This is a genomic window from Aureispira sp. CCB-E, from assembly GCF_031326345.1.
Lineage (GTDB): Bacteria > Bacteroidota > Bacteroidia > Chitinophagales > Saprospiraceae > Aureispira.
The window spans coordinates 2410876-2435011 of record NZ_CP133671.1 but is presented as its reverse complement, the minus strand read 5'-3'; the positions used below and the strand labels follow the sequence as shown (position 1 = coordinate 2435011).

31 protein-coding genes are annotated in these 24136 nt (G+C 36.3%); 2 read left to right on the top strand and 29 right to left on the bottom strand.

All coding sequences use genetic code 11. The annotated features are described in order from the left end of the window. Window positions 1–217 precede the first annotated feature (217 nt). The 14 genes from QP953_RS09320 to QP953_RS09255 form a co-directional block, all read right to left on the bottom strand. Window positions 218–829 carry a hypothetical protein gene (locus QP953_RS09320; RefSeq protein WP_309554771.1) on the bottom strand — a complete coding sequence of 204 codons (612 nt, stop codon included), beginning with the start codon at window positions 827–829 and terminating at the stop codon, window positions 218–220. A 10-nt stretch (window positions 830–839) separates the two neighbouring features. Beyond that, on the bottom strand, window positions 840–1397 hold the full coding sequence (locus tag QP953_RS09315) for a peptidoglycan recognition family protein (RefSeq protein WP_309554770.1): 558 nt from the start codon (window positions 1395–1397) through the stop codon (window positions 840–842). A gap of 3 nt (window positions 1398–1400) precedes the next feature. Then, window positions 1401–1607 carry a hypothetical protein gene (locus QP953_RS09310; protein WP_052596287.1) on the bottom strand — a complete coding sequence of 69 codons (207 nt, stop codon included), beginning with the start codon at window positions 1605–1607 and terminating at the stop codon, window positions 1401–1403. Between the two features lie 12 nt (window positions 1608–1619). Then, window positions 1620–1805: a hypothetical protein gene (locus QP953_RS09305; protein WP_052596285.1), complete on the bottom strand. Its 186-nt coding sequence runs from the start codon at window positions 1803–1805 to the stop codon at window positions 1620–1622. Beyond that, on the bottom strand, window positions 1805–2191 hold the full coding sequence (locus QP953_RS09300; RefSeq protein WP_309554768.1) for a hypothetical protein: 387 nt from the start codon (window positions 2189–2191) through the stop codon (window positions 1805–1807). The genes QP953_RS09305 and QP953_RS09300 overlap by 1 nt, the downstream gene beginning before the upstream one ends. 5 nt (window positions 2192–2196) lie before the next feature. Next, window positions 2197–2469, bottom strand: a complete 273-nt coding sequence (locus QP953_RS09295; protein WP_309554767.1) for a hypothetical protein — start codon at window positions 2467–2469, stop codon at window positions 2197–2199. Window positions 2470–2475: 6 nt separating this feature from the next. Continuing rightward, window positions 2476–3078: a hypothetical protein gene (locus QP953_RS09290; RefSeq protein ID WP_309554766.1), complete on the bottom strand. Its 603-nt coding sequence runs from the start codon at window positions 3076–3078 to the stop codon at window positions 2476–2478. Next, the gene (locus tag QP953_RS09285; protein ID WP_309554765.1) at window positions 3078–3524 is read right to left on the bottom strand and encodes a hypothetical protein; all 447 of its coding nucleotides are present in this window, start codon (window positions 3522–3524) and stop codon (window positions 3078–3080) included. Before QP953_RS09285 ends, QP953_RS09290 begins: the two co-directional genes overlap by 1 nt. Window positions 3525–3538: 14 nt before the next feature. Beyond that, on the bottom strand, window positions 3539–4429 hold the full coding sequence (locus tag QP953_RS09280) for a hypothetical protein (protein ID WP_309554764.1): 891 nt from the start codon (window positions 4427–4429) through the stop codon (window positions 3539–3541). Further along, entirely contained in the window at window positions 4413–4757 is a 345-nt protein-coding gene (locus QP953_RS09275; RefSeq protein WP_052596270.1) for a hypothetical protein, read from the bottom strand. Before QP953_RS09275 ends, QP953_RS09280 begins: the two co-directional genes overlap by 17 nt. Beyond that, window positions 4757–5065 carry a hypothetical protein gene (locus QP953_RS09270; protein ID WP_309554763.1) on the bottom strand — a complete coding sequence of 103 codons (309 nt, stop codon included), beginning with the start codon at window positions 5063–5065 and terminating at the stop codon, window positions 4757–4759. Before QP953_RS09270 ends, QP953_RS09275 begins: the two co-directional genes overlap by 1 nt. Window positions 5066–5068: 3 nt before the next feature. Beyond that, on the bottom strand, window positions 5069–5338 hold the full coding sequence (locus QP953_RS09265; protein WP_309551863.1) for a hypothetical protein: 270 nt from the start codon (window positions 5336–5338) through the stop codon (window positions 5069–5071). Window positions 5339–5431: 93 nt separating this feature from the next. Then, window positions 5432–6112 carry a hypothetical protein gene (locus tag QP953_RS09260; RefSeq protein WP_309554762.1) on the bottom strand — a complete coding sequence of 227 codons (681 nt, stop codon included), beginning with the start codon at window positions 6110–6112 and terminating at the stop codon, window positions 5432–5434. Continuing rightward, complete coding sequence (locus QP953_RS09255; protein WP_052596261.1) at window positions 6112–6447, bottom strand: hypothetical protein; 336 nt, start codon at window positions 6445–6447, stop codon at window positions 6112–6114. Before QP953_RS09255 ends, QP953_RS09260 begins: the two co-directional genes overlap by 1 nt. A gap of 468 nt (window positions 6448–6915) precedes the next feature. Between QP953_RS09255 and QP953_RS09250 the strand changes: the two genes are divergently transcribed. Further along, window positions 6916–10152, top strand: a complete 3237-nt coding sequence (locus tag QP953_RS09250) for a hypothetical protein (protein ID WP_309554761.1) — start codon at window positions 6916–6918, stop codon at window positions 10150–10152. 214 nt (window positions 10153–10366) lie between these two features. Here the strand turns inward: QP953_RS09250 and QP953_RS09245 are convergent, their stop codons facing one another. The 14 genes from QP953_RS09245 to QP953_RS09180 form a co-directional block, all read right to left on the bottom strand. After that, on the bottom strand, window positions 10367–10990 hold the full coding sequence (locus QP953_RS09245; RefSeq protein WP_309554759.1) for a hypothetical protein: 624 nt from the start codon (window positions 10988–10990) through the stop codon (window positions 10367–10369). 2 nt (window positions 10991–10992) lie between these two features. Next, the gene (locus QP953_RS09240; RefSeq protein ID WP_309554758.1) at window positions 10993–11586 is read right to left on the bottom strand and encodes an N-acetylmuramoyl-L-alanine amidase; all 594 of its coding nucleotides are present in this window, start codon (window positions 11584–11586) and stop codon (window positions 10993–10995) included. A gap of 5 nt (window positions 11587–11591) precedes the next feature. Next, window positions 11592–12008, bottom strand: coding sequence for a hypothetical protein (locus QP953_RS09235; protein ID WP_309554757.1), 417 nt, complete (start codon window positions 12006–12008; stop codon window positions 11592–11594). A gap of 17 nt (window positions 12009–12025) precedes the next feature. Beyond that, window positions 12026–12499, bottom strand: a complete 474-nt coding sequence (locus tag QP953_RS09230) for a hypothetical protein (protein WP_309554755.1) — start codon at window positions 12497–12499, stop codon at window positions 12026–12028. A gap of 3 nt (window positions 12500–12502) precedes the next feature. Further along, window positions 12503–13213: a hypothetical protein gene (locus tag QP953_RS09225; RefSeq protein ID WP_309554753.1), complete on the bottom strand. Its 711-nt coding sequence runs from the start codon at window positions 13211–13213 to the stop codon at window positions 12503–12505. Then, entirely contained in the window at window positions 13206–14108 is a 903-nt protein-coding gene (locus tag QP953_RS09220) for a hypothetical protein (RefSeq protein WP_309554752.1), read from the bottom strand. Before QP953_RS09220 ends, QP953_RS09225 begins: the two co-directional genes overlap by 8 nt. 202 nt (window positions 14109–14310) lie before the next feature. After that, on the bottom strand, window positions 14311–14688 hold the full coding sequence (locus QP953_RS09215) for a hypothetical protein (protein WP_309554750.1): 378 nt from the start codon (window positions 14686–14688) through the stop codon (window positions 14311–14313). A gap of 41 nt (window positions 14689–14729) precedes the next feature. Next, complete coding sequence (locus tag QP953_RS09210; protein WP_309554749.1) at window positions 14730–15116, bottom strand: hypothetical protein; 387 nt, start codon at window positions 15114–15116, stop codon at window positions 14730–14732. A 177-nt stretch (window positions 15117–15293) separates the two neighbouring features. Then, the gene (locus QP953_RS09205) at window positions 15294–15794 is read right to left on the bottom strand and encodes a hypothetical protein (protein WP_309554748.1); all 501 of its coding nucleotides are present in this window, start codon (window positions 15792–15794) and stop codon (window positions 15294–15296) included. A 52-nt stretch (window positions 15795–15846) separates the two neighbouring features. Beyond that, a complete protein-coding gene (locus QP953_RS09200; RefSeq protein ID WP_309554747.1) occupies window positions 15847–17022 on the bottom strand; it encodes a hypothetical protein in 1176 nt (391 codons plus the stop codon). A gap of 54 nt (window positions 17023–17076) precedes the next feature. Beyond that, entirely contained in the window at window positions 17077–17346 is a 270-nt protein-coding gene (locus QP953_RS09195) for a hypothetical protein (protein ID WP_309554746.1), read from the bottom strand. 34 nt (window positions 17347–17380) lie between these two features. Next, window positions 17381–19603 carry a VapE domain-containing protein gene (locus QP953_RS09190; protein ID WP_309554745.1) on the bottom strand — a complete coding sequence of 741 codons (2223 nt, stop codon included), beginning with the start codon at window positions 19601–19603 and terminating at the stop codon, window positions 17381–17383. Between the two features lie 35 nt (window positions 19604–19638). Then, window positions 19639–19899 carry a hypothetical protein gene (locus QP953_RS09185; RefSeq protein ID WP_309554744.1) on the bottom strand — a complete coding sequence of 87 codons (261 nt, stop codon included), beginning with the start codon at window positions 19897–19899 and terminating at the stop codon, window positions 19639–19641. 23 nt (window positions 19900–19922) lie between these two features. Then, the gene (locus QP953_RS09180; RefSeq protein ID WP_309554743.1) at window positions 19923–20090 is read right to left on the bottom strand and encodes a hypothetical protein; all 168 of its coding nucleotides are present in this window, start codon (window positions 20088–20090) and stop codon (window positions 19923–19925) included. A gap of 346 nt (window positions 20091–20436) precedes the next feature. Between QP953_RS09180 and QP953_RS09175 the strand changes: the two genes are divergently transcribed. Continuing rightward, entirely contained in the window at window positions 20437–20898 is a 462-nt protein-coding gene (locus tag QP953_RS09175) for a helix-turn-helix transcriptional regulator (RefSeq protein WP_309554742.1), read from the top strand. Window positions 20899–21303: 405 nt separating this feature from the next. Here QP953_RS09175 and QP953_RS09170 read toward each other — a convergent pair whose 3' ends face one another. After that, on the bottom strand, window positions 21304–24132 hold the full coding sequence (locus QP953_RS09170) for a type I restriction endonuclease subunit R (protein ID WP_309554741.1): 2829 nt from the start codon (window positions 24130–24132) through the stop codon (window positions 21304–21306). Between the last annotated feature and the right edge of the window lie 4 nt (window positions 24133–24136).

Genomic DNA, 24136 nt, shown 5'->3' with positions numbered 1-24136 from the left:
AATAGAAAAAAGTTACCCAAAATACGTACTATTCAAGACGTTTTTTAATAGCTTTTCAAACTGTGATACTCGTTGCGATCACAGCGACAACAAAATAATAACAAAAGACTTCAAAAAAACTTAAACAAGACGCCTAAAAGGCGTAAAAACACCCTTTAAACGTAGTTTAAAAGCCTTATTCTATCTTTCTTTAGAGTTAACCGCTTTGAGACCTGTTTTAAAGATCAGTAATGGTGTATAAATTGGTGTTGATGTCGTAATCTACCTGCACCGTTCTACCTACTGAAATTTGTTGTTGGGTATCGGTTCTCCCTTTGTAGACAAAAATATTTTCATCATCAACATTTTTTAGCCATGCGTGCCACAAACTGCCGTTGGTAATGCGAAATGAAAAGCTATCATCGGGGGCATCTTCCAATAATAACACCGCTCCACTTGCATCATAAGAATTAAAAATGTGTGTTGGTTGGTTGGAAATATCACCATAAGCCAACGGAAACTCATCAGAATTGGCATTCATTAACCAATGACCATCGACCTTATTAGGGCTGTTTAAAATGCTTTTGGTTGGGTCTAATAAAATAGAAAGGTAAATCAAAGCGATTCCCCGACTAGCATTGTAAACCAAATAATTGCCTACTTTGTCTAATTGTGATACTCGCACTCGAATGGCATCTTTAATACTCTTTTTCGAGCGATCCGACAACAAAATAAAATCATTATCAATAGGATGTTGGTGTACAAAAATTCCCTTCTTAGGGATCAAATGTTTTACTTCTAATTGATTGTCTTTAATGGCTAAAAAATCGCCTGTGGTTTCAATTCTCATAGGATTGGGTTTATTGAAATTTGTATAAATGCTTTTCTAAATGATGGCCAGGGCAAGACGTTTGCCCGAACTCTTTGTGACCATTGACCGCCAAAGATTGTGGTAATTGTCTGCGGAGATGAGCGATCAGACGCCCCAAACTTTTAAGCTGTGCGGCACTGGGTTCTTGTCTAGTAAAATCTCCACTCAAACAAATACCAATCCCTCGAGTGTTGTGTCCTGCTACATTGTAAGAAACATTGGTTAAGGGATTGCCTTGTATAATATCGCCGTTGACCTCGATCACAAAATGATAACCAATCCCCGGCCATCCTCTCGACTGTACATGATAACGGGCATAATCTTCGGCGGTTTGTCCAATGCTTGCCGAATGATGGACAAATATTTGGTTGATGCTATCGAGCGATCTTGTTCGGTATTGTTTACTACTCGAGCGCATTAATTGACGGCTTTTGTCTATAATGCGCACTTTTCGAGTGGCAGCGGTTACGACCAAAACCACGACCAACAACAGCCCCCAAAATAGGACTTTTTTGTTTTTGTGGACTAGTTTTAAAGGACTGCTCATGGCTTAGATCATTTCTAGTGGGTTTCGCTCTTTGGTTGCTGTGGTCGTTTCCTCCTGTCCTAGTGCATAGCCAATGGCACCGCCTGCATAAGGAATAAACAACATGGAGAACACCCAATATTTCCACCCTCTTTGGGTCTTTAGTCCATAGGTAAAAATTAATAGGGTGACAATCGCACCGCCTAGCATGGCACTATCTGTTTTTTTCATGGTTTTAGTTTTTTAAGGAGTACCTTTGTGATACAGCCAACGAAAGAATAAAAGAACCATCAATAGCAATAAAACAGGGTATGCCAATTTTAATAATTCTTCGTTAAAGGTGGGTTCCTTTTTGTCCTCTTTCGCTGAATTATACCACAAAAAGCCTGTTGTACTTGCTCCTATGATTAAGGGTATAAAAAAAGGCATTAGGAAAGGGCTTTAAGGAGTTGATTAAGGGTAATGCTTGTTTTGCCGGTGTATTTTTTTAGCATCGTTTCAGTTAGTGCTCCAAACTTCCCATCTTCGACCAACAATGGCGTAAAAGTCGGTTTGTTTTGGCGGTGCTTGTCGTTCAAAAGTTGCTGCAATTTTCTTACCTGTGTGCCACTACTTCCTTTCTTTAAGACAATATCATTTTCTGAAAGTGTTGAGGAGTTGGTGCTGGCAGTTGTTGCAGCAGGAGTAGACGGCAATTTCTTCGACTTACTGAAGAAAGTTTTTAGAACATCTCTTTTAACATAAACAACGATCAAGGCAATGACAACAAGCCCCCCAATTAGGGCTTGTTGGTTCTTTTTTAGGGTCTTTTTCATGGTCTTTATTTAGGTTTAGCAAGGAGCTGCTTGTCTCCTTTCGAGACCACCAATTCCTTTGTGGTTGCTTTTTCGCTTGTAGTTGGTTTTTTGATTGGTTTATCAGAAACAGGATCAACCGCAAGCGGTTCTTTTGGCGCTTGCTCTTGGGTTTGTTTAGCGTCCATTTTTGCCGCTTTTTTATCTACTTCTTTTTTCTTGAAATAGTACGCCACACCACCACCGACGACCAAGATAAGAAGCAGGGCTAAAAATTTGAATTTGTGTTTTTTGAACATGATTTGTTAGGTTGTAAAGGTTTGATATAAATTTTTAGGATTGGGGCTATTATTTAGGCTCTTTTGTTCGCCTGTTGCTAGGTTCACATTGACCGCTTTTAACGTCTGTCCTTTTAGGTCTAAAATAGATAAACTAACAAGGTCGTTTTTCACAGCAAGTGAGCTGCCCATTTTATCGCCTTTTGTTTTTGGGCTTGTTGCTTTGGTTCGCTTCAATTGTTGAATCATAAAAGAACCAAAGCCTTTTTTAACTTGGATCATTGGTGCGGTGACACCATCTTCAAAAATGCCTTTGTAACGAACGCCTTGATAGTGCATATCGTACTCAAAACGCCTGTTATTTGTGTCTATATCCGAAATAACAATATCCATTTGCACCGCTTCGTTGGTTGTTGTTGTTGGATTGGTTACTGGAGTCTTTGTAACAGGTTTGTTATTGGTTGTTGCTCCGATCGCTTTGTTTTCAAGGATAGGACTTTCAACGGAATCGCTCAACGCTGAGGGGATTGTTTTTTCCTTGTCTTTCTTCTTTTTCAGCACGACAAAAGCAACCGCTCCGCCCACCCCAAAAAGAAGGATTACAACTAGTATGATAGATATATTTTTCATTATTTTATGATGTCTTTTAGGTTGTTAATACGCTGATAGATCAAATCAAAATAACTCAATGCTTGTAGTCCTGTATTTACGTTACAATCCACATTACAGGCTTTCATGTGAACTTGAATGTCTATGCCGTATTTGACTTTATAAGCTCTTACGGCTGCCATAAATCGAACAGAATCCAAAGAGTACAATTCTTTGATGGGATCACAACGCTCTGAAAAATCAAAATAATAACGGGTGGTTAAACCTTTGTGCAACCGTTCTAGAAGTGGATTGGGATCATAAGTCACGGTTTGCCCGTTCTCGTCCTTGATGTCCACTTGTACGTCTATTTCTCGTTGTTCCTTCTCTGTTCTACCTTGCAACTTTCCAAGAACAAAGACCACCATTAGCACCAAGACCAACGCACCAACACCATACAGCATCTTTTGTTTATCTGCTTTTTTCATCTGTTTTTAAAGGTTTAAAGGCGTCTTATTAATCCCTCTCGTTCTAGGGCTGCTATTGCTTCCAGTCGGGTCACTTTGTCGAAAAAGTCCATTTGCGCTTTCCACTCTTTCACTAAATTGTACATTCCCCAAGCGGCAAAAACACCTTTTCCATTACGCTTCTCGTCTACCATCCGACGATCATCCACATTATGACCATTCACCAACTTAAAGAAGTCTAAGCCCGCTCGATCGGCTTTGTACCACCATATTTGGTCGGCGCTGTGCAGGTGAGAACTTTTGTTTCCATACATTAGATTTAATCCCACCGAACCAAACCACCACGCATTCCCGCCATGCCTTACACTTGTTAAGTTGTAGCCTTGACCATCTTTGGATAAAAAGTTTTCAATATCTGCTCTTAGGGGGGCGGCATCGGGTTCAAACTTTCCGTAAACGGGATAAGTCAAGTATTGACCACCTGTGGCACCATCCACCAAACCAAACATTTTATCAATCGCTTTATTGGCGGCCGTACTAAATGCCCTGTTCCCTACTAAAGTTCGTCCCACCTTATGCTTGGCTCGGACAAAATCAGCGTCTTTTTTATTCAATTGTATCTTTTCCATTCGATCCCGTATCAAGCGCAAACCATCGGGTGAGGTCATCAATACCGCTGAATATTCGGGCGTCTTGTCGGGGCTGTCCTTGTTGACTAATCCACTGTGTTGCAGCTCTGCTTCTGTATACAAACTCGTGGCATCCGTTCGACCTTGCACGGGAGGAGCGGCTCCTCCTTTTCGCTGCTCGGGTACCTTGTCTTCTTCTTTTTTGGTCACCATCCAAATAGCAAAACCACCACCACCTAAAATCAAGACAATGGCAAGGATCAACAAGGGTAATTTTAGGTTATTGGCTTTGTCCATTTTTTGAAGAGATTAAAAGGATGATGAATAAAACCACCGCTACACCTCCACCGATCCAAACATAAGGATTCACTTTTTTTTCGGGTGGTGGTGGTGGCGTGTAGTTCGTTTCGGTCGTTGGCGTTTTTCCTGTAAACAAGGACACAAAATTGGTGATGCTATCCAAACCGCCTGCACTTGCTTCAATGATCTCTGCCGTGTCGTTTCCTTTGGTGCTTTGAGCGGCTTCTGTTCGCTTTTCACTCAAGGTGCCTGTTTTGCCGCCAAACTGCCCTTGAAAGTCGGGTTTATCAAATTCAAATTTGATTTTATTTAGTCCTGTACTCATTATTTAGCGGTTTTGATAAGGTTAAAACAAAGTGCCAACAAGACCAAAACAACACTTCCTTTAAAGGCTAGGCTTATCCCTTTTTCAAGCCCACAATACACACATTTTTTATCTTGTATTGGAGGCGTTGTTGGTGGGGCTGTTGGTGTTGGGGTAGGATTTGCCACTAAAGTGGGTTCTTTGGGCTTGGGCGTTTCTTCTACAAGCTTTAAGGCAGGTTTCTCTGCCTTGGGAGGGCTGCTTGTCGTGGTGGCTGTTGTGCTGATAGTCGCCGTATTTCTTTTTTCTGATAAAGTGCCTAAACTCATGAGTTATTTGGTTTTTGAGGTAAAAGAATAGAGGAGTATGATTAGGACGATCGCTGCAACTACTGAACTACTAATAATAAAAATTTTAGTCCGTTGTTTGCGTTCTGCTCGATCTCTAGCGTCTTGGATGACTTCGGCTTGAGCTTGCGCTCCAAATATATTTGCCAAATCTTTGCCGCTTAGTCCGTGGTTGCCGATCCCGCCGCTTAATAGGTCGATCCCTATGTCGCCTGTTTGTATATCGCCAACAACGCCCGTTTGTGCTAATGCCATAGAATTGGGTTTTGTATTTTATGGATTAAAAAAAGCCAATCACCAACACTTTGGCAATTGGCTTTAGTTATAATTAGGGTTTAGTTTTGGGGCTTATTTAATGTAAGTCGTCTCAATGGTCATATTAACCGCAACACCTTTGTAAATAGGCATTTTTAAGAAGGAAAAACCATCTAAATAGGCATTGACGCCTGTTAGGGTTCTAATGGTTGTTTGTTGGTCTTTAGAATCTGACTTTGGATAAACATGGTTATTGTCTCCAGTACTTGTTCCATCGTGTGCAAATTGACGCTCAACCACTCGACCTGTAAAATGCTTGTCGTCGTCTGCATCTACGTGAATCCCATTGATACGCAGAGCGGTGCCACGTTTTGCCAAATCGGCAATAATGTTCAAGGTGTCGGCTCCAAACGTGCCACTAACTTCTAGTTTGTTGTGGGGTGTGGTGTCTACTCCAAAAATAGGCAAGCTATCAGCATTTACTCCCAACAAAAGGTCTGTTTTGGCTGGGTTTTCTGCCACATTCGGCATCAATACCGTTAGCTCAATTTGCCCCTCTTCGCTGTGTCCTTTTTGGCTAGAAATTAAAGAATAATTGGCATCAACAATGCCTCCTTCTGCCTCTACTTCGCTGATTAATTCCCATTCCAATGGAGCATCCGCAGGCATGGGTATATACGACTTTTTGCCGTTAATCATGGCGTTTGGAGTGGCCACACATAACTCAGCCGTGATCGGGGTGTAAATTCGGATTACTTCGGTTTTCTTCATCATTAAGATTTAGTTTTTAATTGTTGTTTTAAAAAAGAGTACAATTGCTTCAACTTGCTTTGAAACCATTGAAAAGACTGTTTAATAATTGCTTGGTTGGTCACAAAGAAAAACACCAAAGAAATTAGCATGAATAGGCATTTAAAGGTATCTAATAGGATGATAATGCCTTGTTGGTGGGCGATGCTCTGAGAAAGCGTGATAATTGCCTCCGCTTGATTTTTCAAGCCATTTAACAAGAGGTCTTGTACTAGGCTGTCGATTTGGTCGCTAAGGTTGTAAACACCAACGTTAAAAAAGGTGAGTAGCCAATTGAAGGGCTTTTGTAATGCTTTCATTCTATAGGAATTTTTTCTTTATTACCATCAACAAAAGGACGGTTACGCCGACCAAAGCAATGGATAAATAATCTAGTTTGATCTCAAACACAATTTCGTTTGGAATTAGCATAAAAAATAGGGTTTAGTTTTTCATCGTAGAGGGTTTTTAGGGTTTATTTTTGGTTGTTAATTTTTTTTAATCAAAACTTTTTATGTTGTTACAAAGATGAGGCAAAAAACACCACAAAAGCGAGTTTTTATGCCTATTTTAGGGCGTTTTGTGGCGTATTTCGGGCAATTACGCCGCCTTGGTACTGCCACTCCAATAGTGGCGTATATGTTTGTTTTGAGGGGGTTGCAAAGGGGGAGTTTTTTTAATTACGGGTGTTTGGGGGAGTTTTGTTGAGAATTATATATATTTAGGTATTATTAATATTGTATATACAAACGAGTTGTGCGGCGTGCAACTCACTCGCCGTGTAAAATATGAACGAAAAAGAAAAATTCCCAACTCCTTCTCAATTTTATAGAAATATAAGACCTGAATTTTTTTCAGATTCCAAAATAGAATCCAAAGTTCTATTAACTAAAGAACAATTGGCTTTCGAAATAAGTCAAATTTCTACGAACCAAAAACATGATAGTTTTGAAAACCTTTGTCGCAGATTAGCTGAAAAATTAATCACTCCGAATTTAATACCACAAGTCGGTCCAACAGGCGGAGGAGATGGAAAAACAGATTCAGAAACATATCCCGTTTCTAACTATATTTCTGATAGATGGTTTATCAGTGAAAACAAATGGAACAAAAATGAGAATTGGGCATTTGCTATAAGTGCTAAAAAAGATTGGAAACCAAAAGTTAAATCAGATGTAAAAAAAATTGTTGAAACAAAAAGAGGTTACACAAAAACATATTTTTTTTCAAATCAAAAAATTAGGAGCAAGGATAAAAAAGAAACTCAAGACCTGATTAATGAAATACACGGAATTGAACTAATCATTCTTGATGCTGAATGGATAATTGAAAAAGTTTATAGTAATCATCTTTTAAATGAAGTAATCGACAGTTTAAACCTATCGTCTTTACATCGAGAAGAAAAAAAATTAGGAGCAAACGATCTAAAGAGGACAGAGAAATTATCTAAAATTGAAAAAACAATAAATAGCTCAGATAGAACTTTCGAAGTTGACTTTCAATTAGTAGAGGATTGTTTAGAAAGTGCCATTTTATCTAGAATGCTAGAATTGCCAAAGACAGAAGTCATAGGTAAATTTGAAAGAGCGAAGAGATTCGTAAATAAATTAAGTAATGTACAGCAAAAAATAAGAATTCATTATCAACTTGCTTGGACATTAATCAATTGGTACGACGACTATAAATCCTTTTATGAAGAATTTTTAATTGTAAAAGAATTAGTTCAAAATCACCCAAATTTAAACAACATAGAGTTTTATTTGAATCTTTCAAATATTCTTAAAACTATATCGCGTATTGAATATGTAAGAGATATACTTGTTATTGACATCGAAAAAGAAGAGAACGATTTTTTAACATTCATTACTAAGTGTGCTAATAACAAAGAAAAAATATCTACTTCTCTCCTTGCTAAATTTCATCTATCATTTTTCCAGTTGAGACGAAAAATAGAAAATGGAGTTTCAGTTTCTGATGAGTTAATAAAACTTAAAGAATACTTTAGATTAAGTGAAAAACATTTAGATATACCTTTTGAGCAACTAAAAGAGCTTATTAATGTTTATGATAAAATTCTTCCTGACAATGAAGACTATGATGATTTGATTCTTGTAATTGCAGAATTGGAATCTACCAGAGTTTCAGAATTATCTTCTGGTAAAATTTATTTGAACAGAGGAAGTACTAAATTAAAGAACAATTTAAATAAAGAAAGTTTAATCTTCTTTGGAAAAGCAGTAAGAAAACTAGCGAAAGAAGAAACACAAAACGAATTTTATTTTTGCTTAATGCTATTAAGCGAAGCATATTCGAATCTAGGCTTGTATTGGGCTGCTAACAATTGTATAATTTCTGCTATTAACCTTTACATAAACGAATTCTTTACTACAGGTATAATTAATCTAAGACTCTATAAAAGTATTGAACAAATTTTAAAGAATGAGGTTATACTCGGACGTATCCCTATATTACTAACTTGGTATGAATTATTTAATGTCATAAAATATTATTTCGAATCAGAATTAAATTCAGAAAATGACGAGATGCCTATTGAAAACCTCATAGATGGTTGTCTTTCTACAAGATTATTAAATACTAGTTTTGAAAATTTCAAAGAATTATCGGATTTATCAGATATTTTGGCAAAAAATGGACTTTGGCTAAGCGCTGATTCCGTTTTATATTTATTAGGACATGAAGATTCAATAGAGGTTAATGAAACTAAAAGTCCTTCATATACAAAAGAAAACTTCAAAGAGTTCTATAATAAATTAGCAAACCAACCATTTGTAAATCAAATGGCTTTTGAATCTAATTTTTTAAATAAAAATGAGATAACCTCTTATACTAGAATCCTAGGAATAAAATTTATTATCAATTCAAAAGATGACATACATCTTTTAATTTTAGGAGAAACCATTTTTGCTTATTTGGAATCATTTTTAGCAACCGCTTTTGAGGACGCATTTCCATTATCTGAAAAAATCATACTAAATATTAAATATGATAAATTAAATAAGTTCTTCGAGATAAGACATGAGAGTAAAAACTTGTTTGATTTATTTATTAAACAAGATTATATCTGTAAACCAGAAGATATATCTAAATTAATGAACGAATTGATATCTCTAATTATTGGGAGAAACTATTTGTTCAAAGATTATAAAGCTTTTTTTGAAAACTTGTACAAAAATGACGAAGTTCATGAAAGATTAGCTTTAATAATTGAGCATGAAAAATTCTTGATAAACATTTTAACTTCAGAACCTAAATTCTTTCTTAAAAACTGGATAAAAGAAAACAATAAAAACTTTCCTTTACAAAGAACTTCAAACCCTATCGAAATATCCATATCTGATTTGAAAAAGGATGTTACAGATAAAGGAAAACCAGATTTTAATTCTGCAACTCATAAAAACATGAGAGCAGAAACAATAATTGACACTTATCTATGGGACAAAGCTAAATGGAAAGCTTTTGGTTTGGTTGTGGCATTGCCACAACCAAACCCATTTGGAATTATGCTGACTTTTGAAGATGAAGAGGCAGGAAAAAAAATATTTAAAAATTGGATAAAAGAATATGGGAAAATTGATAAAGAGGAAATTATTTCTATATCAATAATTAAAGGTATTAGAAAAGATAAACCATATTGGTATAAAGTTTTAGTGAGTAAGAATATAAAAAAAAATGAAATCAAAGATGGTAGTTTTGTTTCTTTATCATCTCGATTTCATAGAATGGAACCTACTAACAGTAACAATTTAGATAATCTTATTAACGGTTACAACCATCTTAATAAATACCTATTAATTCCTGCACATATTGATAAAGATTTTAACATAAAACCATTCCCTGAATTAGGAATACTTAAAACTAAATTGAAATTTATTAATGCTTGGGAAATTGGAATTGATGAACCAGAAAGAATTGTTATAACAGAAGATGACGACCCAATTATTCCACATAATATAGAAAACGCTCCAATTCTAGAATTATTGAAAGAAAAAAATAAACGAGAATAAAGCAAGACTGGACAACACGGTGTATAAAACATAGCTAATAAATACTAAACTGATAGGTCAGTGTATATTTACAAAAACCAACAAACTTAATTTAGAAAAGAAAAATTAAAAACAAAACATAAAAATTCGGCTCTATATTAATCCGAAAATTAGTATTTCTAAATATGCTATGTTCTATACACTAATCGTTAAATAGCAAAATATGAAACTAAAATCATTTCCCTTTAGCTCCAAATCCAAATAACCGAACCCCAACATTTACAGAATGCACATTTTGTAAAACATCATAATCATAACCAACCGCCCAACCCTTCGCACTTACAAACTGCAAACCAAGCCGAACGCTTGAAAATTGGTTCACATTGCCCCCAACACCACCCGTTAGCATCAAGGTATTAACGGGCGTTGGAACAGGCTTTAAAACCTCTATTTTCTTAGTAATCAATTTGGGTATTTTTAACTTATAATCCAAGGCATTATTCAAAAGCGATCCTTTGACCGTCGATTCATAATAAAGCGTCAAATTCTCGTCCTCTATACTATCCCTGTATAAGTTCGCCTTTTCATGCTTAGAAGTGTCAATTTTAGCGGTTGGAACGCTGCGTCCTGTGCTGTCTACATAAACAATAATAGGCTTTGGGGTGGGCTGCCTTGGCATCTGTATAATAATAGGCGGTGGTGCTGTCGTGTCGATAGATATAATTCTTTCTTGAGGCGGTGCTGTTGGTTCTGTTGAAAAACGAACGTTTATTATATCCGAGAGCAAATAAAAAGTACTAAGCGCAAGGTTTGCAATAAGCAAAATATACAACAATCTATTTTTGTTTTGACTCGTCATGGTTAAGAATGGTATTTAATAAAGTTTTCGATAATATCCACCACATAGGCGGCAGCTCTGTCTCTTCCTTCGCTTGATAGCAGATACTTTTTGCATTCCTCGTAATTGTCCATAAAGAACAGCTCCAAGATAATAGCAGGGTTATCTGTCTTGGCGAGTATATCCCAATTCTTGCGCTTAATCCCTCGAAATTTGCTTTCGGGAAAATGCTTTTTAAATAAAGCTTCTGTCCATCTTGCTAAGGCTTTCGTTTTAGAACTGGATTGTCTAGCGATCCAAGTCTCGCAACCATGACCACCGCCTGCATTAGAATGTAGATCAATTAAAAAAGTCCTCTTTTGGTTCTTTTTGTATAAGTAATCTGCCCTTGAAATTCGGGTACCCATTCTAATATCTTGCTGTTCAGGTACCAAGTCATAAAAAGGAATGCCCTTTGCGGTCAGCTGCTCGATCACACGAGCTTTAATCGCTCGGTTGTATTCCCCCTCGTAGATGGTGGTACCATCCTTAAAAGTGTAGCGTTTGCCCTTGGTTTGGTACACGCCGCCAATCATGCCGCCGTGTCCATTTCCTAGGACTGGAATTAGTCTGTTCATGGTGTTTAAGAGTTGTTTAAGTCTGTTTTGTGTTCGGCTTGAACTTCAAATCTTGTTTGATTTAGATAGGCTTCTAAAATACGTTTGTAGTGACTTCTTTCGTATCGAGAAGGTTTCCCCTTGGGCTTAATTCTTTTGTTGAATTTTGGCAGATAATAGCGTTTTAAGACCGTTTCTATATTCCGAAATAATAGATTGCTTTCTATTATTTCAAAAGTGAGTTTATTTCGGTTTAATTCGCTCAATGCACCACCTTTTTGAAAGTGGCGCATCACTGCCTTATAAATGTTTTTAGATGATCCGACAAAAAGAACGGTTTCGTTTCGGCGTATGAGGTAAATGCCTGTTTTGTTGCGGAATCTGCTTAAATGCTTTTGAGGAATGGGAGTTTGAACGGTCAAAGTTTGTCCTTTGACGCTCATAATTTATAGATTAATGGTTAAAATTCAAATGTATTAAAAAATTCGTCTAAATCAATCACTTTATTGCCCTTTTTGGTGACTTCAACAAATACAAATTCGTCGCCTTCTCCATAGTGAATTAGTAGGCGTCTATTTTTCAAAGCTTTCAAGATCATTTTTGTTGTATCTTCTGTCCCTAATTCATCCAATACATAGCCTTTTACAATTTCGGGCATGGTCTCCAATTGCTTTTTAAACAATTCTTGAATCAAGGCGCCTGCATCAAACGCTCCAACCTCTTTTTTGTGGTGGTCAAAGAATTTGCCAACTGCATGATTTTGCATTCTTAGCAAGACTAAAGACGTTTCAAAAGGATTACATTGGTGTTTGTCTGCCGTTTCTAAGAACAAAGAATCTAGCATCATGCTTAGGTCTTCTCTAATCTGTGGCAATCGCTTAAAAAATAGTTTCTTAAATTGTGCTTTTGGGTCTAATTTATCAAAAATGGACATGGTTTAAGTTGTTTTTTTAGTAGTTTTTGAATTGGTTTTCTTTCTTGGTTTCTTGTAAGGTGTATAGGTCAATTTCCCTGTATTCATTACTAAAGTACAATAGCTATAATCAGGTGCTTTTTTGAGCTTATAATAAGCTTGTTGTAATTGTAGAAAGTGCGGTATTTTATCACTTTTTTGTTTCGGTGGTGCAACATTATTTTTGAAAAATTTAGCCATTGTTAAGGCATTCCAAGCTCCATTGGGAAACATATTCGGATCGTGAAAAATCAAGCATATCCAAACGTTGATGTGTTTCGCTCGATAGAAACAAGCCTTTTGTGCTTTGGTCAATCGTGAGGTCAAAATATTAGTCGCATCGTCAATGATGAAGAACAAACCACTATAACGACCTTTCATTTTTAACTGTTTGTACAAAAGGGTTTCTGTCAGTACCTCGTCCGCTTCCATTGCTTTTACCTTCTTGCCTCTAAACTTTTTCATATAATGCGTGGCAAATTCATAATCTTTGCCCTTGTACGTGAAATATAAAACTTCTTCTTTTTTATCGCTCCAAAGTTCTATTTCTTCATAGCCTTGCCAATCTTCATCTCGTCCAGAGTTGTACACAAAAATAGTTTGTCGGTTACAATTGGCAACGAACTTTTGTAGATCGTAGGTTTTGCCGCTGTGCTGTCGTCCGAAATAGGCAAGGAAAAACGGTTTGTTATCCATAGCCTAATATTTTTCTTATTTCTCTATCCTTTTTCCCTTGGTCGATTAGCTCCTGCACTTCGGGGCTTGGTAGTTCGTCTGCCAAATCAACCTTTAAATAAGTGCCTTTGGGGGTTCGGTTGTATTTTCCTGCCGCATTGGTCTCAAATACTTTGCGCTGCTCTTGATACTCCTTTAAATGCGTGTAATCGCTTTGCGCCTCTCCTGCTTCCTCGTCTTCCGTTTCTGTGATGGTGTCGGTCTCTGTGTTGGGTTGGTTGAAGTTTTTTGAAGTCTTTTTCTTTTTCTCCTCTTTTTGCAACTGGAATCTATCTAAGAGCGCAACTCCCAAAGGTGGCAACGTCCACATTGCCAAAGCTGCCATTAAGGCTCCAAATGGCGACAGCTCGGTCACTTCTTTTGTGGCTAAATATTCTTTGATACATTCGATTAGAATATCTTTCATTTCCTCGTCTGCCACATACTCGCCAAAATGCTCGCCGCTTATTTTGCTGCAAAGATTCGCTTTGAATAAATCCGCTTTATCTAAAAACTTTGCGCCCAAGCGTTCTAAATTCTTACGGTTCTTTTCGCTGCTAATGCGTTCTTTTACTTGCTCTATTTTTTCAGTAGGTGGCGGTGCTTCCTCGTCGCTGTTTGGCTCGCCTTGGTAATCTGCCAACGGGTCGCCCTCCTGTTCTTCTATATCGTCCAAATCCAAGTCCTCTGCCCCTTCCTCGTCCTCGTCTTCCCAATCGTTCATCAATTGGTCAAAGTCGGTTTCTTCCTCTTCGGAGTACTCCTCCTCTAAACCATCCATAAAATTATCAAAGTCAGTTTTTTCTTCCTCGATAAAATCGCCTATTTCCTCCTGTAGTGGTTCTTTTTCTAGATTGTCGTCCTCTTTTTCGCTCATGTATTTTAGGTTGTTTTTTAATTTTTGAAAATCCTTTTGAAAACGTTTTGAAAACTCTTTTGAAGAAAAATTGAAAAAACCTTGAAAAGTGCTTTTTTAGCGTTTAAACGCATTTATTTGTTTTTGAAAACGTTTTTATTTTCTTTTGAAAAGCTTTTGAAACTATTTTGAAAACTCTTTGAAAATGGCTTTTATTTTTCTTTTAAATCGTTTGTAATTCTTTTAGAATTTCTTTTAAATAATTAATCGCTTGTATCCTTCCCAACTGTTCAGAAATCGTTACTTTTTCAAAGCCTTCTGAACGATCCGACAAAAACAAGGGATCATCCTCTTCAATGTCAAATAAAGCGTTGTACTCCTCCTCTTCCAGTGCTTTTATTTTTGCTTCAATTTTCGCACAAGCAATCCGCTTGGTACGGTCGGGCTGTGGATCGCTTTGGTGATTGCCTTGCACAACGCCCTCTTGGAGCGTTTCTCGGCACTTACTCACATTTAGAGTTGTAGTCCTAGTAACTTTGTAATTCTTGCCTAAAATGGCAATTTTTGAACCTTTGCTTAGTTTTAAATTTTGGTTGCTCACGATAAATAATTTTAATAGGTTATTAGATTAGTTTTTAATAATTATTTGCGGTTTTGTTGGCGGCTCTTTTTTGCCAATTTTTTGCGCTTTCTGCGTTTGGTGATCGCTTTTTCTTTGCAGCGCTGCTTCTGATCTGTTGGAGGGCTACAACTTGGCTCTAAGTCGTCCCAAGCTAAAGAAGGAGGTGCGTTTTTTTCAATCTCTTCTACTGTGAAAAATTTCCCATCAACAGAGACTTTGTGTTCTTGTCTATACTTATAAAGTCCTTTTCTTCTGTTTAAGTCTTCTTTTATATCTGCTTTTTGAACTTTGTTTTTATCGGCAAAAAACAGATTCATAAAAAGGAAGACTAAAAAGCCCAACAAGCCCACCACGGCAAAAAAAGGCAGTCCAACAACGATTTTAAGAAATTTTAAAAAGTGATGCATTGATTTTAAAGTTTAGTAGGTTAATAATGTATGTCTACAAAACTATGTCACACCTATAATAAAAAAAAGGTTTCGTAGACCTCCCCCCTTCATTTTGTGGCGTAATTCGACACTTTTCCTCCTAAAACAAAAAAAGCACCCCGTTTTTTGGAGTGCTTTTGTTTCATAGTAGAGATATTAATAATTAGAACCCTGTGTCCAATGAATTATTTTTCCTTCAAAATCTTTCCATTTAAAATAGTCCCAAAAATCCTTAACCGTGTCGAAACCATCATTAAATGCCAATTCTTGAATTTCTTCTTTGCTTAACTCTCGCCCATCTATTGATACACCGTTGGCATCATTAAAAATATTTCTGATTTGTATGGTTTGAATTGCTGTAACTTTTAGAATAGGTGCAAATTGAAAGCGTTTGGTGTCGTAAGGATTGATAACAAAATGAATCTTAGTTCCAACCTTCCAACGATCTTTTTTATCTGCTCTTATCGTGTGTATTTTCGGTTTGACACTTTTATTATAATCGCCCCACTCTACCCCTGTTTTTAGTCTATATCCATTGTAATATTGATTGTATAAACTACAAAATGAATGATTATTCATTGCTAGTATTGAAGCCCAAATTTTTAATACAAAATGGTTGTCTTTTTTATTAAATTTCTCTTTATATATTAAGTTCATGTTTTCTGTTTTTGAAATACAAGCCACCAATTAAAGTGGCTTGTGCGGTGGATTACTTATCTTCTTTCAATCGCTTCTTACGTGCTTTTACCATACACGACCTAGAACAATATTTATGATTCGCTGAATTATGAACAAAAGGCGTTGCACAAGCAGGACAAATCCTTGTAAACTCCTTTTTTACCTTCTCTACTTCAATAGTTTTCTCTGTAACTTCTGTAGTTTCGTTCACTTCCTCATAGTCAATAAAACTAGGCTTCTTTTGCTGTCTTGGACTGCCTGTAACTTCTGTAGTTTCGGGGTGTACTTCTGTAGTACCCCTGTGAACTTCTGTAGTTCCTTTTTGCTCTTTTTCAACTGATTGCGTTGAAACTTCTGTAGTTCCTCCTTTTTCTTTTTCCTTGCGGCATTCGGTATGGTACCACCACGAAAAACACAGGGAGAGTAAAAAGAGAACTTCAAAAGTTACGGCAGTAATGACCAATTGTTTGCCTAGTTCTTGACGTTCTTTTGTTACCCGTTCAACTTCTGTTTGATAAGTGGCACTAACCGCTGCTTTTGTCCTTTGGTTGGCTTCATTTAATGCCCTTAACGCTTCATCTTTTTGCCCTTGCAGAGCTTTAATATCCTCATTGTATTCTTTGATTACTTTGGAATCTTTACTGGATAGACGACCTTGCCAAAGTCTATTTTTTCGGTACTGGTTGCGCTCGGCTTCCTTGTCAGCGATCCGTGCTGCAAAATCTGAATTAATAGCATCCGAACTTTTTAAAATGGCGCTAGTTTCTACAGCATCCGCAATAAAAAAGGAAGGCAAAATTTTTGCACCTTCAACTGAAATGTAAATACTCGCACATACTGTGATCACAGCGAGTAGGGCAGGAAATTTTTCTATTTCTTTGTACTGGAATGCGCCTTTCATTACATCGTTGGTTGATTCTCGTTTGATGGCTTCTATCATCAATACCAAGGCAGCGGCACAAGCAACACGAGCAATTAAATTGATACCAACAAATAAATAAGATAGCATCGTAAATGCTGTGGTAAGGCTGGCAAATTGAGCAATGATACTCATGCCTATAAATGCCGCATTTGCCATTGCGAAACGCTCGGAGAATCGTTTGTGCTTAAATTTTTCCTCTAAGGTTTTGTCTAATCTGAAATTGAAGATTTGAACATTTAGTTTCTTTCTCTTCTCTGAATGTGGATTTTTTGAAAAAGTTGTCATATTTTTATCGTTTTAAAAGTTGTCGGGGGAGGTATAGTTGCTGCTATACAGCCCCTATTTAATTCGTCTTATAAATAGGAGATCATCTGTAGAAGAATCTGTATCATTAATTGTTGAAATTTCAACAACTTTATATTTTACATTCTTTGCATCTAACTTTTTTACAACAGCTTGATATTCTTTTCTCTCTTTTGACAAAAAGAGCTTTGCACCTGCTAAACTCCAAGCAGTACACAATCTATTTTTCTTACCAAATGAATTAAAATATCTTCTTTTTTCATGTCCTTTTATTAGAAGAGCTACTGCTCTTTTATTATCAATCATAATACTATGTTTAAGTTGTTTTAAGTCTTCTTTCTTATCGTCTTTTAAGCTGCCAATAACGAGCACGCCTCTTGTCGCTTTCTCTTGTTACGGTCTTTTGCTGAAAGCCTAAAAAGTGCATTGCACGCCCAATTTTTGAAACCGTAACATCTTTACTAAGGTTATAATCTTTCTCTAGCTGCTTCCAAATTTCAGTACTGGACAATAACTCTAAATCGCTATCTTTCTTTGTGTATGGCTCGAACATATCCATAATTAAATAGTGTTCGTTTGCCAACTTCTTAAACCCTTGCTGATACTTGTCTATTTGATTTTTTTCTTTAACGGTAGGGAGGTAGAACCAATTCTCCTTAAACAGCTTATAAGCTTGCGCCCACATCTTACGAATGTCTATCTTTTTAAGCTCATTTATATTTATTGGCTCGGTCAATTGAAAAGGAACAAAACGCCTATTTCCTGTGTCGTCTTGTAGTATCTCTATTCGGTTCGCTGTACCGCAAAAATTCGCTATTCTAGGAGCTAATTTCGAGGACTTGGCATAATGCCAACGTGCCTTAATTCTAGGCATTGTAACCGCACTTTTTAGGGCTTCCCATTCTGCCTCTTTATTCAAGACACTAAATTGTTCATCTAACACCACTAAAAAAGTATCTGTTAGCAGGATCATACTATCTTTATTTTTTAGATCAATATGCCCTGTAAAAACATACTCGGGACTAAACAGAGAGGTAAAAAAAGTAGTTTTATTGGTGCCTTGATCACCACATAAAATAATACAATGATGATTGGTGCAATGTCCTTCAACAAATACATTGGCAACAGAAGCAACTATCCATTTTTTAAACACATTCAAAAATAAATCTTTGGGCGCATCTGTTTTCACCAACTTAGCTACTTGTGCAATGTAATCTGTCTTATCTTCTCCTAAGTGGTTGCCCCAACCTTCAAACTTTTCTTTCAAAGGGTGTACTTGCTTTGAAAAATGGCTTAAAATAACGCTTTCCAATACAGCAGGAGTACACTTGACACCATGCAATTTTAAAGCCCTAGAAATAGAATTATATTCTAGTTTATCCATTTCTTTAAACTCTTTCCACTCCTTTAAACGATACTCTTCTCGTTTCTTTAATATATTGATTCTGAAATCAAAAAACTTATCGAGCGTTTGTTCTACTATTCTTTGATAAGCAATAGAATCTTGTATTTTGCTATCAAGTTCTAGTATTTCGTCTGCGCTCAATTCGGGAATAGATATTTTAAATTCCTCGGCTTTGCTTGCTTGGTATAATTCGGGGACATAATCCTCCTTTTTATCTTTAGGTTTTATAGCTTCTGTTTTGCCATTATCCTCTGCCCATGTCGCATAAATACCGACCTCCTTTATATTCTCAAACGCCCAATGTACAACACTTTCAGCCTGTTTTAAATTCGTGTCAACCGTTACCAAGTTATTCTCTACAAAATACAGACATTCTTCTTTTGTCACTCCATATTTGACACACTCTATAGCAAATTGTTTTCTATACTCATGCCTTTGACCATTCACAAAAGAAAAGCCATTTTTTTCTATCTTATTAATCGCTTTTGTTATGCAATCATAATCTACATTATTAACAGGAATAGAAGGCGTTGGAGCTTCTTTTTTAGGCTTTTCAAATAATGTCGGTTGAAACTCAAAAAGTGTACTATCTTCATTAAATAACAAGGTACTATCAACAGAGACAAAACACAACCTATTAAAGTTAGAGCTTGACTTGTCATCTTCTACTCCTGTCAATTCAAAGAAATACGATCTAACAGCTTTAAAAGCGTTGGCGTGCTGTTGTGGGTCTTTATTTGTTGTCCTTACCAAAACCTTATAACCATTTCCCGAAGGGGAGTAAAAACAAGCAAACGTAAATTTGCAGTTTTTCACCTTGTCGATCAACGCTAGTAAGGTAAATATTTCTAAATCATCGTAATCTAAAACAACAATTCCATTGTATTCTATTAGATGCCTTTTGGTTGGCGGTATAGGGCGCTTTTCTTTGGTCTTTTTATCCGTTGTCCACGCTTGACCAAATCGTCCAGAAGGAGTAAAACAAGGCAAGTTTAGTTTTTCATTCGTGTATGCCTTCTTTCCTCTTAAACTCAAAGCCGTTCGACAATCAAACACGGGTTGACCATATACACCCTTTTGTATTTCTTTAAAAATATCTTCTAATTCAAAATGTCCTTTCTGTATTTTATACAAACCATTTAATAAGGTTACTTTCATGTTTTTGTGTATTTTTTATGATGAGGAAGTGGTATCTAATCCAATAAACTAAAGTACTGTCTAGCAGTCATTCGGTCGATGCTGCATTCGTAGTTAATTGCTAAATCAAGGGGGGCGGCATGAATTTCTTTTGCTATGTCGAGCAACAACTCAAAAGGCATTATTTGCGGTCTGTTCAATGCTAACGTAATGCTATACTTTGTCCAGTTTGGCAATTCGTATAAACTGTTAAATTGTTCTGTACTTAGTCCTTTTTCGCAAAATTGGCGAAATGTTTGCTTGTGTTTGTTTGGCATCTTTATAATAGTTTTTAATTATATTATTTTTTGTCAATCTGTATAAAAGAAACATTGGGAGGATTTCCCACAAAACAGACTAAATCCGTTTTGTTTCCTGCTCCTTTTTTCTCAATCGCTGCTCTAGCTTTTTGAACAGCACCTTTGTAAAATCCATTTTTAACCGCTTTAAAAAAGTCTTTCAATGACATACACATCTTTTTAGGCATGGCTACGCCTAACCGCCTTTTATGGCAGTCTTACGCAACATTTGTAAATAAATTGATTTGCTAGGCGGAAGGGGATCGAACCCTTCTGAACATTTCCCCAAATATTCTACTTTCCATCAAGTCGCCTAAACCGTACAAACTTCTATTCCCCAATAGATAGTAATACACAGCTTTTTTATATCTTTATCTCTAATTTTTATTTTTGAGTAATGAATTTTAATATTCGACAACCCAAATCTAAGCATAAAAATACTCATTTGCAAACTTTTGTGATAACAAAAATACCCTATAGGATACTTTTATTACAAGCAGACAGATATAAAACCTTATGAATGAAAGATTTAAGTATATGTTATTTTTTTTAAAAAAAACAGAAACTACTCTAGCTAGGGAACTAAATGTATCAAGAAATACAATAACCAAAATAACAGGAGGAACAAATCAACCAAGTTCAAAAGTACTAGTTCCTCTAGCCGAAAAATTGAATATCAATATAAACTGGCTATTACTTGGAGTAGGTGAAATGTTTATAAATCCGCCCATTACAGACACTAAAAATATATCGGGGGATGTTGGATTTTTACAAATCGGCGATGATAACAAAAACGAGAAAATTAATATAAAATCTAACAAAGATAATACTTATCATAATGTTAAAAGCGTAGAAAGCCTCATACAGCAACTAAAAGAGAAGGATAAGCAGATAGCAGCCAAAGACGAAGTTATTCGCTCTAAGGATGAAATTATTCGCTCTAAAGACGAAATTATACATTTGCTCAAAAACAAATAAGACCATCAACCGTGGCAGTATCAAAGTAATTCAATTGAATTGCTCAAAAGAAGGTTTAATGCAATCAACAAAAAACTAAATCCCTAAAAATCAACCTTTTAAGATTTTTTCAAAAAATAATCACAGCAAATTTTCAAGAAAATTAAAACCACAAAGAACTATTTTTCAATGACTTAAACCCTTAAACACAGAAAACCCTTATACCCCCCTATATTATATAAAAAGGGAGTATATAGAGAAGCGCACAGGAAGCGCATAATGCACTATTTTTCAACAACTTACAGTCTTTAATATTTCTAGGGGTTCCGATACTCTCCACAAAACAAAAATCTAAACACCTAACTATCAGGTGCTTAGATTTTTTTTATTTAGATAAAAGAATTCGGACACAGTGAATGGCAATTTCTAAATCCCACGAAAAAACCGCTCCACAAACTCCAAAACACGCTCCAAAACACGCTCTCCAACTGTTCGCCTCTGCAGCAATTTAGGGCGCACCTCCATTGTTTTTACCACCGCATCCACCAAAGGAACACGATGTGTAAACAAATAATTATCAATCAGAGCTTGTAATTTATTAGGATGGAGGTGTTCCGTTTCGCATAACTCGGCAAAGGCTTGGCGGCGCTCTATATCCCAAAACTCCTCAAAAGCTGTTGGTATATCGTTCGTATCACTAATATTGGGCAAATTCTTCAAGATAAATTTTTCAATCAATTCCTTTTTGCTACGAAGCTGAATTTCTCCCGTCAACAAGTCCATAATAGCCTGTTGTTTCTTCTTCTTGTCCTTCTCTCGGCTTCTGCTCAACTCTGCCAATAAACGAAGAATATACGCCACATTAACCTCATCTCGATGGATCAGCTCCAATTCAAAATCAACATCATCCAAAATAGACACCTTTTCCTTTTGTCGTTTGGACTTTTGATAAATATCTAAATATTGCGTTTTATAATCTTCAAACTCCTGCTCTGTCATATCCAAGTCCTCAAAACTAAAATCTGCCAACGTGCTCATCGTATTTTTGACACGCATCAACTCCCGAAAAGCTTTCACAAATTCCAATTCTTCGTCCTCACTGGGCAAGTCGTGAACAGAATCAATGGTTGGGACAATATCCTTGAGATGCTCCAGAGCAGCGTTGAATTTCTCCACATAGTTCTCGTAAGGCTGCATGATAATAATATCTTTTGCATTCTTATCCGAAAATAAGGCAATTGCGTCATCCGTTGCTTTCTTGAGATTCCTAAAAACAACAATATTACCCTGTGACTTCTTATCTCCTACAATTCTATTTGTGCGAGAATATGCCTGTATTAAGCCGTGATATTTTAAATTCTTATCAACAAACAAGGTATTCAGCCTTGGACTGTCAAAACCTGTTAAAAACATATTGACCACCAATAAAAGGTCTATTTCTTTATTCTTAACTCGTAAGGAAATGTCTTTGTAATAATTATAAAAAAGCTTACTATCTTTTGTACTATAAGGCGTTCCAAATTCTTGATTATAATCTACGATAAACGCATCAAGTTTTTCCCTACTATGTGCCGTTTTGTAAGCATTTTTTTCTTCTGCAACTTCACCATACGTATAAAATCCATCGGCATCTCCATCTTTTTCATTCGCTCCATAACTAAAAATAGTTGCTATTGTCAAATCATGTTTACCTGCTTCTTTTTTTGCCTTAAACAAGTCATAATATTGAATTAAAGTATCAATACTAGCAACACAAAACATGGCTGTAAATTGTCTTTTATGTGTTTTTCGGTCGTGATTGGCAATAATATAATCCACAATCTTTTCCAAACGCTGAGGCGAGTCCAGGAGTTCTTTCGTATCAATTTCCTCTACCTCTATATCTATTTCATTTTTAGAGCCTTCCTTCTCTCGATATTTGCCAACATACTCAATGCTGAATTTTAAAACATTCTCATCTTTTATAGCATCTGTAATCACATATTTATGCAAACACTCCTCAAAAAGCTCTGAGGTCGTGCGCTTGCCCAATTCGTTCTTAATGGCATTCTTAGCAAAAATAGGCGTTCCTGTAAAACCAAACAATTGGCTGTTTTTAAAAAAGCTTTTTATTCTTAAATGCGTTTGCCCAAATTGGCTGCGATGACATTCATCAAAAATAAAAATCATGCGCTTATCTTGCAGCCTTTCCATTTGGCTCAAATACCGCTTTTTTTCAATCGTATTGTTTAGTTTTTGTATGGTGGTAACGATCAACTTTGTATCGTCGGTCAATTGCTCGACTAGTTTTTTGGTGTTGTCCGTACCATCCACACTTCCTTTTGAAAACGAGTTGAACTCTTTCATCGTTTGATAATCCAAATCCTTCCGATCCACGACAAAGACAACTTTGTGCACCTGTGGCAAAGCGGTCAAAATCTGACTGGCTTTAAAAGAAGTCAAGGTCTTGCCCGATCCTGTGGTATGCCAAATATAGCCGTTTTTATTCGTCTCTTTGACTTGCTTTAGAATTGCCTCTGTCGCATAATATTGATAGGGTCGTAAAACCATCAATATCTTAAGCCCTTCATTTAAGACAATGTATTGGGTGAGCATCTTCGACAAATGCGCTGGCTTCAAAAAAGCAGCTGCAAAATCTTCCAAACGATGGATTCTTTTATTATTCGTATCCGTCCAATAAAAGGTCTGCTTAAAGCTCTGTCTTTTATTGTTCGCGAGGTATTTTGTATTGATTCCATTGCTAATAACAAAAATCTGCACGTACAAAAACAAGCCCTCAGAAGCACCATAAGAATGGCGTTGATAACGATTGATTTGATTAAAGGCTTCCTTCATTTCTAAGCCTCTACGCTTCAATTCTATTTGTACCAAAGGCAAGCCATTCACCAACAAAGTTACATCATAGCGGTTTTTATATTTCCCTTCTATGCTTACTTGCTGGGTGACTTGAAACCCATTTTTGCTCCAATCATAAGCATCTATAAAACCCAAATACAACTTTTCGCCATTGTCTCGATCAATGGTCACTCGATCCCTTAAAATCTTTGCTCGTTTAAAGGTATTGCCTTTGTTTAGATGGTTCAAGACTCGCTTAAACTCTGTTTCAGACAATTGAACTTTATTGAAGCGTTCTAATTGCTTTTTTAAATTGCTCAATAAATCGGCTTCGTTGCGAATGGGGGCAATTTCATAGCCTATCCCATTCAATTGGGCAACGAGATTGTCTTCTAAGATTTGTTCGGGTTGATGTGCCATGTCT